Origin of the sequence: Pseudoalteromonas pernae (assembly GCF_039831865.1) — a bacterium.
Lineage (GTDB): Bacteria > Pseudomonadota > Gammaproteobacteria > Enterobacterales > Alteromonadaceae > Pseudoalteromonas > Pseudoalteromonas pernae.
This window is the reverse complement of sequence record NZ_JBDODM010000007.1, coordinates 170,169-187,222: the sequence shown is the minus strand read 5'-3', so window position 1 is coordinate 187,222 and position 17,054 is coordinate 170,169. Positions and strand designations below refer to the sequence as shown.

Genomic DNA, 17,054 nt, shown 5'->3' with positions numbered 1-17,054 from the left:
GTCGTTAGCATGTGAATATCACATGCTAAATCTTTGTTTACACAATCAGCCATCGCGTCCATCAATTCGGGCGCTAAAGACTATTTTGCCATAGCCTATGACAAACAAGGCGTATGAAATAGCCCAAAGAGCAGCTGAGAGCAGGATTAATGACGAATAGTGCGTGCCGGTGAGTGAGGCTAACAAGCGAACTAAAAGTGTCACGACCATGAGCAAGAACGCAAAGCTCATTGGTTTACTGGCTTTGATCATGCGTCCAGTATGGCCAAGTGATACGCGCGAAATCATTGCTAATATCATCAGTCCCATGCCTCCGACCGTAATAGCATGGATGGGTGTTGAAATGCTGGTAAGCCAACCAAAATGATATGCTCCCATCAACACCAGGCCGCAGCAGAGCGCCCAGTAACTGGCGTGTAATGGCCACACCAGTGCAGTGCCAAAGGTTACCCAAATCCGCCATCGCAAAGCGCGAATAAAGTTGAGTACGCCAGCGATTAAAAAGAGTGAGCCTGTAAACTGCTGTGCTACGCGATCGCCAATCAGGGTTAAAGCTACACACAGAAGCACGCTGATGATGGAGGCTTTGTCCAGCCATGGAATATTCGCAATGCGTTGGGTGTGAGTTCCGTTGGCTGTAAACATAGGAAACACTCGCCCGCCCATTATGACCATCACTAATGTGATCATCATTACCATGACATGGCTAATATCTAAAAAATTGATAGCTAGATGACCATAGAGTGCTGTGTACATCAGGGCGTTGAGGCCTGACATAGCCAGTAAAATAGGGATAAAAAACAGGTTGCGCCAAAGTGCTGCTTTGATAATGGGTATCGCTAGGAAAAAAGCGGCGAGGGGTAAATAGGCAAGATCGAGCGTCATGATTACCCAATTGGGCGCTAGATGCGGAAATGCCATGAGTAAGCGAGCGCTGAGCCATATCAAGACTAAAGCAAAAAGAGGCTTCCCTTTAACACTGGGTACACCCGACCAATTTTGTACAGCAGTGAGTAAAAAGCCCGTAATGATTGCGACAGCAAAACCAAAGAGCATTTCATGAATGTGCCAGAAATGGCTGCTACCAAATGGGGTGAAAGTGAGATTTCCTGTGTAGGTCAGTGCCCAAAGAGGAATGCTCAGCATAGCAAACAGAGCACCCAACCAAAATAATGGTCGAAAAGCCAAACGCATAAAAGGCCAACCACGTGCTTGCTCACTGGGTTCGGCAATTTGCCCACTGGGAAGTAATACCGCCATAACAACCTCGATTCTCTTATTTGGGATTAAGCGTCTGAGCTTTCTATGTTTAACAGCTGCTTCAATTCGTTGCCTTGTGAGTTGCCAATGAGATCGGCCAAGGTGAATTGATCTAGGTGGATAAAAAAGCACTCCATGGCATCAGCCAATGTTTTCTTAAGTTGGCAAGAGGGCGTTATCACACATTGATTATTGTCACCAAAGCACTCGACCAACACCGAGTTTTGCTCGTTTAGGCGTACGACTTTTCCCAAGTTAATTTGCTCAGCTGTGCGTTGCAGGCGAATACCGCCATTTTTGCCGCGCGAGGATGCTAAGTAACCTTGAGCACTAAGTGTATGCACAACTTTCATGAGGTGATTTTTAGATATTCCGTACTGGTCAGCGATTTGCCCAATAGTCACTAGTTTGTCGTGATGCAATGCAGCAAAAATGAGTACGCGTAATGAGTAGTCTGTAAAACGGGTGATATTCATAGCATAACGGCGCCACTTAAAGATGTATATAAAATACATCTTTAAGTGGGTCGAGTAAATTGACCTAGCGCATAAAAACGCACGCTAGCAATTAAGTTATTGAAGTGCATGAAAAGAAAAAGGAGCTATTAGCTCCTTTTGACAACTCTATTGGGGATGAATGTTACCCCTGATTCATTTGCTCAATAAATCGGTTTGAATCAGCAATCGACTTATTCATGTCGTCGATTAATACCTTAATATCTCGTTGCAGGTTGGTAAATTCTCCCTTAATTGCTGCAATGGCTTGCGCATTAAGGTTATGTTTTAAATACAAAACATTGTCTTGAAGGGAGTCTAACACGGGTTGCATTTTTGCTTCACTGGCACGCATTGAACGCAGCAACTGGTCAAACTGGCGTTGGGTGGCACGCAGCTTATTACTGCTTTCGCGTTTGAGTGATGCGCTCGAATATTCCTCTAGCTCATCCGCCCATTCCTCGAAGAGCGCCTCAGCAACGTCTTCCACTTTATCGATATTGGATGACACGTCTTGCGCAGCCGCTAGGCTGGATTCGTAATCGTCGTTGAGTTGCTCGTAGGCATCTTGGAGATCACCACCATCAAAATTGATGAGCGTGCTTAAGCGTTCCAATGCTGATTGAAATTCTTCTTGTGACTCTTCTTGCGATTCTTTGGTCTCTTCAACTCGGTCGACCAAAATATCGCGCTTGTGCACACCCACAGATTCCATTGCCGAGTAATAAGCTGATTGGCAAGCCGTAAGCGACGCAAAGGCAGCCACAAGGGCGAGTTTTTTCATCATCATGATGTCCTGTCTCGAAAGTTGATACTGTAAATTATGTGGCTGATTGCTATGATAAGCAAAAGATTTTTATTTCTGAGTAGAAGATGGACTGGGATAGCGAGAAAATAAAAACAACGCTGACTATTTGGGCTAAAGCACAACCACGCTGGTGGCGATACTTCTTTACCCGCTGTATGGAAGATCAAATTACCGTGAATGCGGGCTATCTCGCTTATGTTACCTTGTTATCATTAATCCCATTAATTGCCGTGGGTGTCGCTATTTTCTCTGCTTTTCCGGGATTTGCGGACACGCGCCAAGAGATTGAGACCTTTCTATTTACCAATTTATTGCCAACCACCTCCGTGGTGCTTGAAGAACACATAGGTGCGTTTACTGGTAATGCCAACAAGATGACCGCGGTGGGGGTCAGCTTTCTCGCGGTTGTTGCGCTGTTTCTTATTCGTAATATTGATGCCACTTTGAACCGAATTTGGCGCATTAAAAAAAAGCGCCCAGGGATTATCTCGTTCGCCATTTACTGGATGGTTTTGAGTCTTGGCCCTGTGTTACTTGGTTTGAGTATCGGTGTGACTTCATACATCGTCTCCCTTGTGTCTTTCGCCGACGAGGGAATTCCTGGGTTCAGTGGTTTTATTCTCAAATCCTTACCTTATGTAATTTCCACAGCCGGCTTTTGGATGCTCTATACTTTAGTGCCAAACACGAGAGTGCCACTAAGAGCAGCTTTGCCAGGGGCGATTTTCGCGGCTTTACTGTTCGAATTAACCAAGAAGGGTTTTGCACTGTATATCAGTCATTTCCCGTCATACGAAGTGATTTACGGCGCATTGGCCACCATTCCTATCTTGTTTATGTGGGTGTACCTTTCATGGATAGTGGTTTTGCTTGGCGCGGAATTTACGGTGTGTATCAGCGTTAGCAGGCCGCCGATTGACGACATCGTTAAAGAGGAATTAGCCGATAAGGAGTAACTATGTCTCTAAGCTACCCTATTACTGAACCAAATAGTGTGCATCACGTTGCTGTGGGCCAAGGGCATCAGTTGGAGCTTGAAGAACATGGAACCCCTGAAGGACTGCCAGTCATTATTTGCCACGGTGGTCCGGGTGCTGGTTTGAGTCGTTTTGAGTGTGCTCACTTCAATCCAAAGAATTACCGTATCTTGTTGTATAGCCAACGAGGCTGTGGGAATTCAACTCCACACAGTTGTGAAAATAATACTCTAGAGCTGTTAATAAGCGATCTAGAAGCCATACGTGAACATTTGGGTATTACCCGTTGGGTACTGTGTGGCGAGTCATTTGGTGCATCACTTGTACTTTGCTATGCCTTGGCACACCCAGAAAAAGTTGCTGCGCTGATGTTGTGGGCGACATTTTTGGCAAGCTCTGAAGACTACCATTGGTATTTAGGGAAAAGTGGAGCTGGTGCCCAGTTTTACCCCGAACAATACGCGCTATTTAATCCAACTGGCAGTGATACCGAAGAACTGATTGCGTCATATCATTCGCGCGTATTTGCCCACAATGAATTAGCACGTTTAGAAGCCGCCAAGGCTTGGTGCCAGTGGGAAGAAATTTTGTGTGATGGCGGTGGTGATAACCCACGTTTACATACTCCAGAGGCGCTTATCAACAGCGCCCAATTGCAACTTCACTATCTATATAATCAGTTCTTTTTGCCTGACAATTACTTGCTCGATAGCGCGCGACAACTTGCGCACTTACCAATTTGGATGGTGCATGGCCGTCATGATCTGGTGAGCGTGTTTGCCCGCGCACAACGCCTAGCCACCACTTTGAATGCGCATCTCGATATCGTACCAGGGCTTGGTCACTCTTTAGCAAATGAGGTATATTGCCAAGCTCAATGTCGGGCCACCGACCACATGTATTTGAAATTAAAGAGGTTGCAGTGCAAGGGTTAATTCAACGTGTTAGTGAAGCGAAAGTTGAAGTTGAAAACAAAGTGGTAGGCGAAATTAAACAAGGCATTTTGTTGTTGCTGGGTGTTGAAAAAGCGGACACAGAAGAACACGTTGACAAGCTTTTGCACAAAGTGAGTAATTACCGCATTTTCACCGACGAACAGGGAAAAATGAACCAAAGTTTACGAGATATTGGTGGAGAGCTTTTAGTGGTATCGCAATTTACGTTAGCTGCTGACACCAAAAAAGGCATGCGACCTAGTTTCTCAAGTGCTGCCACGCCTCAGCAGGCTAATGACTTGTACCAGTCTTTTGTAGAGAAAGCTCGGGCATCTGGTTTAACCGTTGCCACTGGGCAATTTGCAGCTGATATGCAAGTGAGCCTAGTGAATGATGGTCCGGTGACCTTCAACCTGACTGTTTAAGGTGATAGAAACACTAAACGGTTGGCGTAACCTTTGACATCGACAATGTTAGGCGTTCGACCAAAGCAGGTGATCAGTAAGTGTGTGAGTTGCTGCAACTGTGAATCATGATGCGCTAAGAAGTTAATGAACACATGCCCATCTTTGTTGAGTACATTGCGCACTTTGTCATAAAAGCGATGCTTGTACAGAAATAGTGGCGCATCGAGCTCACTAAATAAATCGATAATGATCCAATCATACTTTTCATTCTCACAAAGCACTTGCTCAGCGTCGGCGCAGCGTAGTGTCGTGTCGTGAGCACCGCCAAAATAGCGTTTGTAGCAATGGATGATATCCGCGTTGCGTTCGACGGAGATAAGCTCCGTATCGGGGTAGGTATGATGCAAATAGTTGCGAATAGCACCGCCCCCTAAACCTAGCTCTAAAACTCGCTTGGGCGGCGTAAGTGTCTGCCAATATTGAGCAAATATCTGTAAGTGTGGAAACAATAGGTGATTAGGCCGGCTGCGCTCGATAATAGACTGAAGGGTCTGATTTATCAGCAACCAGCGAAACTGTTTATGTTGGCGGACTTGAATACTGTTACCACCAAAGCGGTGCCAATATAGAAGATGTCCGATTTTCGTGCAATCAGCAACGAAGTGCTCGGATACTGCGCCACTGTGCTCAATGACTGTTTCCATATCAACAGCATAGACACGGGTTTACGATTTTCCTAGTTGTGCAAATATTTTTACGAAAAAATGCCTATTGTTCTTTGGTGTTATTTGCGCAAATCGTTAAATCTTGTAAGGTGAAGAAAAAAATAATTGGAGTACCTATGTTCCAAGTTACCACCCCACAAAGTAGTGACGATTGGCAGGATTATTACGCGTTGCGCTGGCAGGTTTTGCGCGCACCTTGGGATCAACCTCGCGGCAGCGAGCAAGATGATTTAGAACAAGAGTCGGAACATCGCTTTATCAAGAATAAAGATGGCGAAGTACTTGCTGTGGCACGGTTGCATTTTAATAACTCGCAACAGGCGCAAGTGAGGTATATGGCTGTGGGTGAAGCCCACCGAGGTCAGCATCTTGGTAGCCGATTGCTACATGAATTAGAAAAAATTGCGTGGAATCAAAATGCCGATGAGCTGGTGTTATTTGCTCGTGAACGCGCACTGGATTTTTACAAACGTCATGGCTACGAATTAAAGGAAAAAGCTCACCTTGCTTTTGGTGACGTTCAGCATTGGCGTATGGTGAAGCAACGTCCTAGTGAGCCTGGTTGGTTCCGCCACCCTGCATGGACTGAAGTACTGCAAAATACGTGGCGAGAGTCTATTCCCATCAGTGACAAAATGGGGATTAAGGTTGAGTCATACACGGATTGGGAGTTCAGCGTTGTTGCTGATTTAGAAGCGAATATCAATGTTCACAACACCATGTTTGCCGGCTCGGTGTATTCAATGGCGACATTGGCAGGTTGGGGGGCAACTTATTTGGCTCTTCGCGAAGCTGGTAAAGAAGGTGATATTGTCCTCGCTGATGCGACCATCAAGTATACGAAGCCAATCAAATCAGAGCCTCGCGCACATGTGAACCAAACAGTGTGTGAAGGTGGTTTTGATAAACTAGAAGAAGACGGCAAAGCGAGTTACAAGGTGCCTGTGCAAATATATGACGGTGATACCTTGGTCGGTGAATTCGAAGGGCGATTTGTCGTCGTTGCCAACTAAGTTCGAATAAAATCGCACTCAATTAGTACAAAAGCCAGCATGATGCTGGCTTTTTGTTGTTGATTAGGATGCGTTGCTTACAGTAAATCAGTCAATAGAATGCCGACGCCAAAGCGTTCAATATCGGCATTGTAGTCAATCATACTTTCACCATAGCCATTGAAATACTGCGCATAACCACGCAACCTACCCCAAAGAGGGAACGACCAATCTAGCTGAATTGCGCCACGGTTGTCTGAGTTGAGATTGTTGCGAAACATAAAGCTGACTTCATGTTCGTCAAAGCGACGTACGCCACTGAACTCGAAGTAACCCATGTATTTGTAAATATCAGGATTATCGTCCCCTTTAGCTTGCAGTTCATCTTCTTTTTCGTCTTCTGGGATACGGTACCAAGGTTTAAAACTAAACACGTAACCGTTTTGCTCCCAAATGAAGTTCGCGTAAATGCGATTCCATGAACGCGAATAAGGCTGACTGCGGCCATTTGATTGATGCGAAATACCTAATGCTACCGCTAGCTCATCGCCCCACCAGACATTTTCTTCGTCTAAATAATTAATCCAGAAAACTTCTGGCTCGTAGTTGGTTTCACGAAACGGCGATGAAATATCATCGTTGTAAAACTGCCAGTAAGACTGCAATGTTACGGCGAAATAAATGGCTTGGTCTGGGTCGCTAAAATCATCAAAAACAGGTACTTTAAGCGACAGTTGATATTTAATTTCGACGTTATCGAGGTTTTCACCATCGGTTTCTTCAGAAATTTTATCTAAGCTGCCAAAAGGATCCTGGTTTGGATGCTTCATATAGGTGACAGGCAGAATATAGTTACGATTGTGCGGGGTAATAACGTTACGGTTTTTCTCCGTTACTTTTTCCCGGGCAATGCGCTTATCTATCGCGGTGAGCTTTTTACTTTCTTCAAGATCAGAGCATTTTTTACGTAGCTCTGCGAGTGTTTGATTGCCATCACCCGCTATGGCTTCATTTAAAATACATTGCTTTACGATGCTAATTGTATCGCTTTGCTCATTAGTTTCGGGTGTTTGTGGCTCTGCAGCCCAAGCTTGAGAGCTAGCTACCAATCCAAAGGTAAGAAATCGCCAATCCATTACTTTCCACTCGTTTAATCAATTAAGGTACAGGGAATTATACGTATGAAGGCGCTTTTTAGCAGCAATTAGGTGAATTTAGCCTGAAAAAATGGGCGGCTAGGCCGCCCATGCGCAGTGAGTTAGACTCACTGACTCTCACGCAATCGTTTATAAATCGAAGGTGTTGGTAAAGAACTTGTATAGCTCAGTACCTTGATTCACACTCGCTGATGCAAAGTGCAAAATGGCGATGGCGTCTTGCTCAAAGTGCAGTGTATGCAGTGGCTCCTCACTGAGGTAGCGCTCCATTCGCAGTACTTTAGCAATGGCATCCCCCGCCTTTATGTGTTCGCCTAAGCTTGCCGTGTATTCAATCATACCGCCCATTGGTGCATAGTAAGTGACGTAGTCCTTGAGCATACAAGCGTGACGCTGCATTGTTTTCGCAAAGTAAGGTGCGTCGATAAACACGCCTTGGTAATTTAAATAGCTCAGAATACTTTGGGCGTCGTCTAATGCATCGGTTAGGTTGATGCGTTCTTGTGAACCTAATTCAACCGTGTAAGCCTCAACAGGAATGTCGTATGCACGCCCTTGCTGTTGCAATTGAGTGTGCAGTTGCCACCAAGGGCAAAAAGAGGCTTCATCCATAGCGCCATCAAACTCGTTTGGAATTAACAACACGTGCTCAATATTGAAATGTTTTGCACTTTCTCGGGCATATTCTGCACAATACAAATGTTTGGCAGAGATAGGCCCCGTGTGTAAATCCAAAACGATATCGGCTTCATGCGCCAAGCGCTGCAGATTTAGGGCGATACGTTTACCTGTAGATAGGCTGTGTTGAGGCCCTGTGAGCTTTTGCTCAATATCGTCTATCAGCGCGGCTTTGAACTCAGTCGTCAGTTGCTCATCTGACAATGTATGGCTGCGCTCTGCGAAACGATTTACCAACTCGGCATTGTAGTGATACATGCGGTTCCAATTGACACCAGTAATGGGGTCAAAACGTCCAAGCGTGAATTCACCAGACTTTTGGTTACAGCCAATTGGGTTAGCGTATGGGACCAAGGTGATGTCACCGCGCAGTCCAAGGCCTTTTAACTGCTCCAATAATTGGTAAATAACTGCGTTGCCTTGCACTTCAGCGCCATGCATATTGGCTTGAATGTACACGTTTTTACCGCTGCCATCGCCCTTTAGGCGATATACGGGAATGGTTAGAGGCAAGCCATTGGCAATTTCGCCAACCTGAATGTTTTGCTGCTCAATTTTGTTCATTTTGCCTATCTCAAATAGCTATTTGCTGACGCGCTTTCACGCAGCAAGTGCAACACGTTGTTATCTATGATGTACTCCGCCGCCATTGGGTGGCACAGGAAAAACGGCATACTTTCCGTGAAGCCATAGGCACCTGTTTGCGAGAACACCAGCCAATCGTTTTCATTAACATCCTGCGCTAATGTGTGCGTGCCTAAGCTATCTAGTGCAGTACACAAAGGACCATGGATATTGAACTGGCGAGGTTGCGCTTGGCTTTCTCTCAACAAGGTGCAAGGAAATGCTTGGCCCGCAACCGCAGGGCGTAAAATATGATTGATGCCGCCGCTGACGATTAACTGATGCTCGCCATAATTTTCTTTTTGCTCTACAACTGGATTGAGGTAGTAACCGCATTCAGCCACGGCATAGCGACCTAGCTCCATCCACAATTCTCGCACACCGCTTTCGCGTTTTATTTGCGCAAGAGCACGCAGCACGTCGTGCCATTGCAGCGATGCACTATTGTCATCATAAGGGATGCCGAGACCACCACCTAAGTCGAGCACCTGCAGCGCAAAACCAAGCTGTTCACTGAGTGCTTTAAGTGGAGGTAGCATTTGTTGCCAAAGCGAGAGCAGTTTGTCGGCGCTGAGCATGTTGCCCCATTGGAAGATATGTACACCAATGCATTGCAGTGCAGGGTAGTCAGCTAAATAAAGCCCACGCCATTGCTGTGGGTCCAGACCAAATGGCGTCAGGGAGTCGCCGCCAAGTGGATTTTTCTCACCTTTAGGCCAGCGTAATTGCACGCGCAGCAACAGCTGAAGTTGCACATCGTGAGCAAGAGCGGCTTCATTTAGCCAACGTACTTGGTTCAAGCTTTCAGCGACGAAAGTGCGCACGCCCAAAGCGATGAATTTGTCGATCTGACGGCGAGATTTCGCCGGACCAGTGTTAAGAACCTGTGATGCAGGAACTTCTTGTGCGAGTACTTGCTGTAACTCACCTTCACTGGCGACGTCAAAACGAAAACCAGTCTCGGCGAGTGTACGAACGATAGCTGACAATGGGTTTGCTTTAACCGCATACCATAACTTAACGACATCTTGGTCCATTAAGGTACTGAGGTGATCGCGTAAGAAGTCCAAGTCATAGACAAAGCAAGGTTCAAATTGCTCTTGAGCAACCGTGTTAAGGTGTTGCAGCGTTGTACTCGCAATGGGCATTAGCGTAATACCTCTTCGAGTTCCAAAGATGCGTCACTTTGCTCGTCGCGGTACTTCACGATTAGCGCACAGCTCATCGAAAGTCCTTGCTCACGACCCCATGCACTTGAGCTTGGGCGAGAACCAGGGATCACTATCGCGTACTCGGGAATAGCCTCGCCCTTTTCTAGCTGGCGTTCATTCACACAGTCATACACCGGAATCGTTGCACTCAAGCGCACGCCTGGCGCAAGTACAGCGCCTTTTTTAACAACAACACCTTCAACGATGATACAACCTGCGCCGATGAAAGCATCGTCTTCAATTACCACGGGGTTGGCACCGATTGGCTCGAGCACACCGCCGAGTTGAACCGCTGCACTGAGGTGAACATTTTTACCTACTTGTGCACAGGAGCCTACCAATACGTGGCTATCAACCATTGTGCCCGTATCAACGAAAGCACCAATATTTACATATGCTGGTGGCATGATAATTGTCCCTGCTGCTACATGTGCACCACGACGCACAGACGTGCCGCCTGGTACCATGCGTACGTTATCTAGCGCACTAAAACCGCGTGGAGCAAGATTGTCTTTATCAACAAAACCGCCGGGAAATTCTGTGTTGGTGCCATTTTTGAATGCTTCAAGAATGCCTTGTTTTATTTCAACGTTTGCATGCCATTGACCATTTTCGTCTTGTGATGCTGCACGAACAGCGCCTGTTTCTAAGTTATTAAGTAGTTCTAACCAGCTCATGGGAAATTTTTAAACCTGTGTTGAATGCCAAGAAATAATTGTGTCGTGTGCGCTTAAAAGTGGTTGTAGATCATCTACTTCCGTATGTGTAAGCGGAGCGCGTAAAATTGGCGATGAGATTCGCCCAAGGGCGTGCAGCAAGCACTTGCTTGGAATTGGATTGCTCACATGAAACAGGGCTGCAACAGCGCCTCGCCAATGGATAAAGGCGTTGTGGCTTTGGCCTTGAAGACTCAAACGCACGAATTGCTGTGTTGCCTCGGGCCACACATTGGCCGCAACAGATACTAGGCCCGCTGCGCCTGCTTGCGCATAGTAGGGAATAAGCGCGTCGTCACCGCTGTAAATAGCCAGCTCAGGTGCGGCCAAACGGTATTGTTCAAAGCAATTGATGTCGCCACTGGCTTCTTTGAGTGCCCAACAATTTGGGTGTGATTGCAGCTGAGCTAAAGCCTGAGCCGACAGGCTAACGCCAGCGCGACCAGGAACATTGTAAAGCATGCAAGGCACACGGCTAGCATCAAGAAGTGCTTGAAACCATTGCTGTTGCCCTTTGGGACCTGGCTTTGCATAAAGCGGCGCGCCTAGCAAATAGGCATCGATGGCTTGGGTATTACAGAATTCTATCCATTGGCATTGCGCTTCAAGATTAAAGCCACCAACACCCACCATGATGGGAGTATTCAGTGCCAACGAACAGATATGCGAGACAATGGCCTGCTGGTCTTCAAGGTCCAATGCCAATGCCTCACCGGTTGAACCTAAGATCAAAAGGCCATTACCAGCTGCAGCTTGTTCTTGAGCAAGTCGAGTTAGGCTGTCAAAGTCGATGCTGCCATCACCATGCATAGGCGTGATCAGCGCAGTCCACAAAACTGTGTCTGTTAACGAGTGAGTAGTTGTCATCTCATCCGAACTTAGTGCGAGTTCGACATGGAGTATGGGGAGAAGTGATCCCGCATTCGCCATTTCGAACAGGTTAAATTCGAAGAGCGAATGGGCTTATAAATAACGAGGCCTAATGGCCTGTTACTCTAAGACCAGAAGCTCTCCACCAAATTCATAGCAGTGTTACCTGCTATTGGTGACAGTCGCTGGGATTCAACCCTAGCGCCCGAGGGGGTATTAAGCAAATTACCCCACCTCTCGGCGTACATTCCCCTCATTATGAGTCTTCGGAGCTTGCTCTCCTCATCATAACTACCTGAATGACGCACCTCTTCTAGCCCTTGCAGCCATCTGGATGGCTGACTGAATAGGGTGCTTTTTTATTCAAACACTTTAGCCCCCTCGCTGTCAACGATAACTCAAGGACAAATTTTACAATCTGGTTTTTTGTGTAACGCTTAGTAGATAGCTAAGTGTATGGAATAGGGAATGTACGATCTGACAAACCATCTAAGAAAGCGCTATTTGTGGGCTGCGTCTGTGTTGCTGTTCACGATTTCGTTATCTGTCGGATATGTGATTTACGTCTCTAACATGCAAGAAAATGATGCCAAAATCATTAATATTGCAGGGATGCAGAGAATGTTATCGCAGAAGATAGCCCTGCATCGACAACTTCTAAACTACGATCCTGCGCCTTTTGAAGAAGTGCAGCTTAGAGTTGCTGTAGACAGGCTTATAGCCAATCATGATTTTTTGCTTGCCAGCGACATGTTTCAGCACCCAGAGGTAAGTAGTTTACTCGCTCACAATAGTTCATTGGATAAGCGCATTCGGGCCTATGCTAAAAACGCTGTATCAGGTGAAGATATGTCGCGTTTTTCAGGGCGTCCCCTTGCTTCCTTGTTACAAGAGTTAAACCTAGTAGTAAGTGCTCTAGAGCGACGTTCAGCCGAGAAGGTGGAGTATCTTCAACGAGTCTTGCCGTTATTGATTTTAATCGCAATTTTGACCATTTGGTGTGAGTGGTTTTTGATTTTTAAGCCGTTGTCTAAGCGGGTTTCAGATATGCTTTCAAAACTGCGTGAGCAAAAGCGTGTTGCGACGCATGCTAGCCGTGTTAAAGATGATTTTCTTGCAAATGTAAGTCATGAGTTATTTACTCCGATTAATGGCATATTAGGCCTTTTGAAGGAGCCAGCAAAAGTCTCACAGAAAGACGTCGAAGTTGTCATTAATTGCACTCAGAATCTGCGTTCTACAGTGCAACAAATGCTCGACATACAACAGCTTAAGTCGGGGCGTTTTCTATTAAGTAAATCAACACAGCCACTGAGTACTACCATCAAGTCAACCTTGGCGCCGCACAGGTTAAATACCTACTTCGCGCACCGTATAAAATTACACTGTGATGAGATTGATCGTGTCCGCATCACTACAGACCATGTGCGTTTAATTCAGGTGTTAAATCAGGTGCTTACTAATGCACTGATACACACGCAAGGCGAGGTCATTATCGAAGCACATTATCATCCACTCGATGAATGTATTTGTGTCGATATTAGGGATTTTGGTGACGGTATTGATGTGCGCGACCTTGAGGCGGCTCGCCGTAATTCACTGCATTACGATAATCATAAAGTACATGATTTTAAAGGTGTTAAGTTGGGTTTGTCTTTGGCCTTTGCCATTACGCGCTTAGCTCAGGGACAATTACATTTTGAGCATTTAAAAAACGGTACGTTGGCACAGTTGGTATGGCCGGCAGTTAATGCCAATTCAGAAAATAAGGTTTTGCACCCTGGGCGAAGTCGTGAGCTAAAAGCGTTGATTGTTGAGGACAATGACATCAATCAAATGGTGCTGCGCAATATTATAGAAATGTTTGATTTTGAAGTGGATAGTGCCTGCGATGGGGTGGAGGCGCTGAGCCAGGTAAAGCGTAACCACTATGACTGCATCTTCATGGATATTAACATGCCGAATATGGATGGCATTGAGGCGACTAAGCGTATCCGCACTGAACTAAAGTGCGACACACCGATTCTATTGGTGACGGCGAGCCAAGATGAATTCCGTATTAAACAAGGGGTGCGTGCTGGAGCGAATGCTGTTATTCACAAGCCTATTGAGATTGATCATGTCAAAGCTGCACTTGAGCAAGTGCAGCTTTTAGGTGAATTTCCTTAAAGTCGAGTTACTTTAAATCCTTGTTTTTTCAACAGGGCGATCAACCCATTTTGTTCTGGTAAATGCAGCGCACCCACAGCGATAAAGAGAGATTGTTCTGTCAGGGGCGTGGTTAGTTTTTTGACCCAATTTTGGTTACGTTCAATAAGCAACACATGCTCGTTCAGTTGGCCAAATTCTGAATCATCAAAGGTGTCTTGATAGATTTCGGTGAATGCTTCCATGTCACCAGCTTTCCACGAGTTTGCTATCCCTAAAAAGTAGCGGTCAAAGTCTTCAAGCTGCCTGAACGTATCAGCCACCATAAGGTCGGAGTATTCTTCGAAGGCACTGAACATCTCTAATTGCTGCTCCAACGATTCCAATTCGATGATTGGCTTATTGAGGCGCGTGGCGCTTTGAATCACTTGCTTGTCGATACCATTTTGTTCTATGAATCCGGCATTTTGCATTTCTATTTGCATTACCGTCATAAGCACAGCCCAAGGTTTTAAGGCGGAAAACAACTCGATATTGATGCCTTTTTCCGCGAAGTAAGTACCAAGTAACTTGTAGCTTTTGTCGCTCAGTTCTGTATTTAATGAGCGGCCATTTTCTAAACGCAAAAACGGCAAAGAGCGTTGCTGCATTTGCAGTGCAGGAATGGCCTCTAAGTTTACTTCAACAACAATTGCGTCACTGCTCTCGATTGCTTTGTGTATGCTTTGCGGGAGTGTTGCCATGCTTTCATCACCTACGTGCATGGTGCCCAGCAGGTACGAAGTTACACCTTGTTTTTCGACCTGCCAAAGTGCCGGAGAGATTTGTGCTAAAGATGGGAAAGTGACCAGTGCAATGATGCACCACAGCCATAGGGAAATAACTTTTTTCATCGTGTCATCCTGATACAAATTTTCTTGAGTGTAACGAAGAACCTTAACCTTGCCTATTAGAAGCAAATTAATTGCTAAAAATTAATCAGCTAGGGTCCTCTCACACAGGGACTAAGTTATTTGCACAAAGTCAGTATCTGACAACAAATCTTCAAAACTCATTATTATTGGGTTTTTTTATTCTTTCTGTGACTGAATTCAACGGAATTTTGCATTGTTTTTGTAGTTGACTTAAGTGCGCTGGCGGGGTACTAATAGAAAAAGAGCGACGGTATAGCCGTCTGGAAAGATTTTTAGATTAACTTAAAACGAAAAAATTCATGTTAAACAACCTACTAAGCCTAGTCCTAATTATTAACGTCGTGGTGATTATTATTACCGCGGGGGCTTCGTAGTGCGTTAAGAAAGTTAACACGTATTAAGCCCCCCGCACTGAAAAGTTCGGGGGGTTTTTTCGTTTAAGGGCCAACACATTGAGGAATGAGGAACAATGACCGGCGCAGAATTAGTAGTTGAGATACTCGCCAGAGAAGGCGTAAAGGAGGTATTTGGTTACCCAGGCGGGGCCATAATGCCAATTTACGATGCTCTGTACGACTCGGAGTTAACACACTATCTCACTCGACACGAGCAAGGAGCAGGTTTCGCAGCCGTCGGCTATGCACGCAGTAGCGCCAAACTTGGAGTGTGTTTCGCAACCAGTGGTCCCGGTGCGACAAACTTAATCACTGCTCTTGCGGATGCCATGATGGACTCTGTGCCGCTATTGGCTATCACCGGACAAGTACCGACTGCGGCGATTGGCTCCGATGCGTTTCAAGAAATCGACATACTCGGTATGTCTTTGTCCTGCACCAAACATAGCTTTATGGTTGAGCGTAGTGAAGATCTCGCTCCGGTTTTACAACAAGCAATCCACTTAGCGCAAAGTGGTCGTCCCGGTCCGGTGCTCGTTGATATTCCAAAAGATATTCAAATGGCTCCAGCCACTTATCACCCTTGGTTAGCCCAAAACGATGACTATTCGCAGCCATGTCCAGAACAAGTAAACATCGCCAACCAATTGTTGAGTGAATGCCAGCGGCCTATCGCTTACATAGGCGGAGGGGTGCAATCGGCGGACGCACAGTCGCAGCTGATGCAATTCCTTTATAAAACCAATATGCCAGCGGTACAAACTTTGAAGGCTTTGGGCAGTGTAACGCCTGACTACGAGTTAAATTTGGGCATGCTCGGCATGCACGGTGGGGAAGCGGCGAACTTAGCGGTGCAAGAGTGCGACTTATTATTGTGTATCGGCGCGAGATTCGACGACCGTGTAACAGGACATTTAACCAAGTTCGCGCCAAAAGCTAAGGTTGTGCATTTGGATATCGACCCAGCAGAAGTGGGCAAACGCAAACCCGCTGCTGCGTCGCTCGTATCAGATTTAAAAGTGTCTTTACCGCAATTGCACTGTTTTGTGAGTGAACCGCAGTGGACAGATCACATTAGCGCGCTCAAGCAAACACATGCTTGGAGATACGACTATCCGGGTGACACAGTTTATGCGCCAGCGTTATTAAATAAGCTGTCGCAGCGTTTAGATGATAATGCGGTTGTATGTTGTGACGTGGGCCAGCACCAAATGTGGGTGGCGCAGCACATGCAGTTTTCTCACCCTAGCAATCATTTAAGCAGTGGTGGCGCGGGCACTATGGGTTTTGGTTTGCCGGCAGCGATAGGTGCCAAAATTGCGCGACCAGATGACATGGTACTAACCGTTTCCGGTGACGGCTCAATCATGATGAATATCCAAGAGCTTGCCACCATCCGCCGTAACAATCTTGATGTGAAAATTGTTGTTATCGACAACCAACGTTTAGGCATGGTGCGTCAATGGCAACAGCTCTTCTTTGAAGAGCGTTACAGTGAAACTAATTTGTCGGATAACCCAGACTTTGTCGCTCTAGCTAAAGTATTTGGTATTGACGGCCAGTGCATTACGCATCATGCCCAAGTGGATGATGCCTTAGAGACGATGCTCAATAGCAAAGGACCGTACCTTTTACATGTGTGTATAGATGACAAAGACAACGTATGGCCACTAGTTCCACCCGGTGCCGCGAATGACCAAATGTTGACGCAAGTAACTGCGCAAAAACAGCCTTAGGAGCAAC

Annotated in this window: 16 protein-coding genes and 1 riboswitch; of the genes, 6 read left to right on the top strand and 10 right to left on the bottom strand. The window is 46.0% G+C overall.

What is annotated here, in order from left to right; translation table 11 throughout:
* Positions 1-45: 45 nt before the first annotated feature.
* The 3 genes from V1358_RS15920 to V1358_RS15910 form a co-directional block, all read right to left on the bottom strand.
* The gene (locus tag V1358_RS15920) at positions 46-1,260 is read right to left on the bottom strand and encodes an NnrS family protein (protein ID WP_347394177.1); all 1,215 of its coding nucleotides are present in this window, start codon (positions 1,258-1,260) and stop codon (positions 46-48) included.
* 26 nt (positions 1,261-1,286) lie between these two features.
* Positions 1,287-1,736, bottom strand: coding sequence for an Rrf2 family transcriptional regulator (locus V1358_RS15915; protein ID WP_347394176.1), 450 nt, complete (start codon positions 1,734-1,736; stop codon positions 1,287-1,289).
* A gap of 163 nt (positions 1,737-1,899) precedes the next feature.
* Positions 1,900-2,538: a DUF2959 domain-containing protein gene (locus V1358_RS15910; protein ID WP_347390694.1), complete on the bottom strand. Its 639-nt coding sequence runs from the start codon at positions 2,536-2,538 to the stop codon at positions 1,900-1,902.
* Between the two features lie 89 nt (positions 2,539-2,627).
* Here V1358_RS15910 and V1358_RS15905 point away from each other — a divergent pair, with 89 nt between their 5' ends.
* Genes V1358_RS15905 through dtd form a run of 3 tightly spaced genes read left to right on the top strand, consistent with a single transcriptional unit; the run spans position 2,628 to position 4,899 of the window.
* The gene (locus V1358_RS15905) at positions 2,628-3,518 is read left to right on the top strand and encodes a virulence factor BrkB family protein (protein ID WP_347390127.1); all 891 of its coding nucleotides are present in this window, start codon (positions 2,628-2,630) and stop codon (positions 3,516-3,518) included.
* Positions 3,519-3,520: 2 nt separating this feature from the next.
* The gene (locus V1358_RS15900) at positions 3,521-4,474 is read left to right on the top strand and encodes an alpha/beta fold hydrolase (RefSeq protein ID WP_347394175.1); all 954 of its coding nucleotides are present in this window, start codon (positions 3,521-3,523) and stop codon (positions 4,472-4,474) included.
* On the top strand, positions 4,462-4,899 hold the full coding sequence (gene dtd / locus V1358_RS15895; protein WP_347390129.1) for a D-aminoacyl-tRNA deacylase: 438 nt from the start codon (positions 4,462-4,464) through the stop codon (positions 4,897-4,899). Before V1358_RS15900 ends, dtd begins: the two co-directional genes overlap by 13 nt.
* Here dtd and V1358_RS15890 read toward each other — a convergent pair.
* On the bottom strand, positions 4,896-5,585 hold the full coding sequence (locus V1358_RS15890) for a spermidine synthase (RefSeq protein WP_347390130.1): 690 nt from the start codon (positions 5,583-5,585) through the stop codon (positions 4,896-4,898). The two genes, dtd and V1358_RS15890, sit on opposite strands and share 4 nt — an antisense overlap.
* A gap of 137 nt (positions 5,586-5,722) precedes the next feature.
* On the opposite strand from V1358_RS15890, the gene V1358_RS15885 reads away from it, so the two are divergent.
* Entirely contained in the window at positions 5,723-6,619 is an 897-nt protein-coding gene (locus tag V1358_RS15885; protein ID WP_347390131.1) for a bifunctional GNAT family N-acetyltransferase/hotdog fold thioesterase, read from the top strand.
* Between the two features lie 77 nt (positions 6,620-6,696).
* On the opposite strand, the gene V1358_RS15880 is transcribed toward V1358_RS15885, so the two are convergent.
* The 5 genes from V1358_RS15880 to dapA form a co-directional block, all read right to left on the bottom strand.
* Positions 6,697-7,734 carry a phospholipase A gene (locus tag V1358_RS15880; RefSeq protein ID WP_347390132.1) on the bottom strand — a complete coding sequence of 346 codons (1,038 nt, stop codon included), beginning with the start codon at positions 7,732-7,734 and terminating at the stop codon, positions 6,697-6,699.
* A 150-nt stretch (positions 7,735-7,884) separates the two neighbouring features.
* On the bottom strand, positions 7,885-8,997 hold the full coding sequence (locus V1358_RS15875) for a succinylglutamate desuccinylase/aspartoacylase family protein (RefSeq protein WP_347394174.1): 1,113 nt from the start codon (positions 8,995-8,997) through the stop codon (positions 7,885-7,887).
* A 5-nt stretch (positions 8,998-9,002) separates the two neighbouring features.
* The gene (locus tag V1358_RS15870) at positions 9,003-10,205 is read right to left on the bottom strand and encodes a PLP-dependent decarboxylase (RefSeq protein ID WP_347394173.1); all 1,203 of its coding nucleotides are present in this window, start codon (positions 10,203-10,205) and stop codon (positions 9,003-9,005) included.
* Positions 10,205-10,945 carry a 2,3,4,5-tetrahydropyridine-2,6-dicarboxylate N-succinyltransferase gene (locus V1358_RS15865; RefSeq protein WP_347394172.1) on the bottom strand — a complete coding sequence of 247 codons (741 nt, stop codon included), beginning with the start codon at positions 10,943-10,945 and terminating at the stop codon, positions 10,205-10,207. The genes V1358_RS15870 and V1358_RS15865 overlap by 1 nt, the downstream gene beginning before the upstream one ends.
* Before the next feature lie 9 nt (positions 10,946-10,954).
* Entirely contained in the window at positions 10,955-11,851 is an 897-nt protein-coding gene (gene dapA, locus V1358_RS15860; RefSeq protein ID WP_347394171.1) for a 4-hydroxy-tetrahydrodipicolinate synthase, read from the bottom strand.
* A gap of 130 nt (positions 11,852-11,981) precedes the next feature.
* Positions 11,982-12,175: riboswitch (Lysine riboswitch) on the bottom strand.
* A 147-nt stretch (positions 12,176-12,322) separates the two neighbouring features.
* Between dapA and V1358_RS15855 the strand changes: the two genes are divergently transcribed.
* A complete protein-coding gene (locus tag V1358_RS15855; protein WP_347394170.1) occupies positions 12,323-14,023 on the top strand; it encodes a response regulator in 1,701 nt (566 codons plus the stop codon).
* On the opposite strand, the gene V1358_RS15850 is transcribed toward V1358_RS15855, so the two are convergent.
* Positions 14,020-14,895: a TraB/GumN family protein gene (locus V1358_RS15850; protein WP_347394169.1), complete on the bottom strand. Its 876-nt coding sequence runs from the start codon at positions 14,893-14,895 to the stop codon at positions 14,020-14,022. The two genes, V1358_RS15855 and V1358_RS15850, sit on opposite strands and share 4 nt — an antisense overlap.
* Positions 14,896-15,385: 490 nt before the next feature.
* Between V1358_RS15850 and ilvG the strand changes: the two genes are divergently transcribed.
* The gene (ilvG, locus tag V1358_RS15845; protein ID WP_347394168.1) at positions 15,386-17,047 is read left to right on the top strand and encodes an acetolactate synthase 2 catalytic subunit; all 1,662 of its coding nucleotides are present in this window, start codon (positions 15,386-15,388) and stop codon (positions 17,045-17,047) included.
* Positions 17,048-17,054: the final 7 nt, after the last annotated feature.

Bases quoted from the DNA above. Each gene is read 5' to 3' on its own strand.
- V1358_RS15920 (WP_347394177.1), bottom strand. From the start codon at position 1,260: ATGGCGGTATTACTTCCCAGTGGGCAAATTGCCGAACCCAGTGAGCAA.
- V1358_RS15915 (WP_347394176.1), bottom strand. From the start codon at position 1,736: ATGAATATCACCCGTTTTACAGACTACTCATTACGCGTACTCATTTTT.
- V1358_RS15910 (WP_347390694.1), bottom strand. From the start codon at position 2,538: ATGAAAAAACTCGCCCTTGTGGCTGCCTTTGCGTCGCTTACGGCTTGC.
- V1358_RS15905 (WP_347390127.1), top strand. From the start codon at position 2,628: ATGGACTGGGATAGCGAGAAAATAAAAACAACGCTGACTATTTGGGCT.
- V1358_RS15900 (WP_347394175.1), top strand. From the start codon at position 3,521: ATGTCTCTAAGCTACCCTATTACTGAACCAAATAGTGTGCATCACGTT.
- V1358_RS15890 (WP_347390130.1), bottom strand. From the start codon at position 5,585: ATGGAAACAGTCATTGAGCACAGTGGCGCAGTATCCGAGCACTTCGTT.
- V1358_RS15885 (WP_347390131.1), top strand. From the start codon at position 5,723: ATGTTCCAAGTTACCACCCCACAAAGTAGTGACGATTGGCAGGATTAT.
- V1358_RS15880 (WP_347390132.1), bottom strand. From the start codon at position 7,734: ATGGATTGGCGATTTCTTACCTTTGGATTGGTAGCTAGCTCTCAAGCT.
- V1358_RS15875 (WP_347394174.1), bottom strand. From the start codon at position 8,997: ATGAACAAAATTGAGCAGCAAAACATTCAGGTTGGCGAAATTGCCAAT.
- V1358_RS15870 (WP_347394173.1), bottom strand. From the start codon at position 10,205: ATGCCCATTGCGAGTACAACGCTGCAACACCTTAACACGGTTGCTCAA.
- V1358_RS15865 (WP_347394172.1), bottom strand. From the start codon at position 10,945: ATGAGCTGGTTAGAACTACTTAATAACTTAGAAACAGGCGCTGTTCGT.
- dapA (WP_347394171.1), bottom strand. From the start codon at position 11,851: ATGACAACTACTCACTCGTTAACAGACACAGTTTTGTGGACTGCGCTG.
- V1358_RS15855 (WP_347394170.1), top strand. From the start codon at position 12,323: ATGTACGATCTGACAAACCATCTAAGAAAGCGCTATTTGTGGGCTGCG.
- V1358_RS15850 (WP_347394169.1), bottom strand. From the start codon at position 14,895: ATGAAAAAAGTTATTTCCCTATGGCTGTGGTGCATCATTGCACTGGTC.
- ilvG (WP_347394168.1), top strand. From the start codon at position 15,386: ATGACCGGCGCAGAATTAGTAGTTGAGATACTCGCCAGAGAAGGCGTA.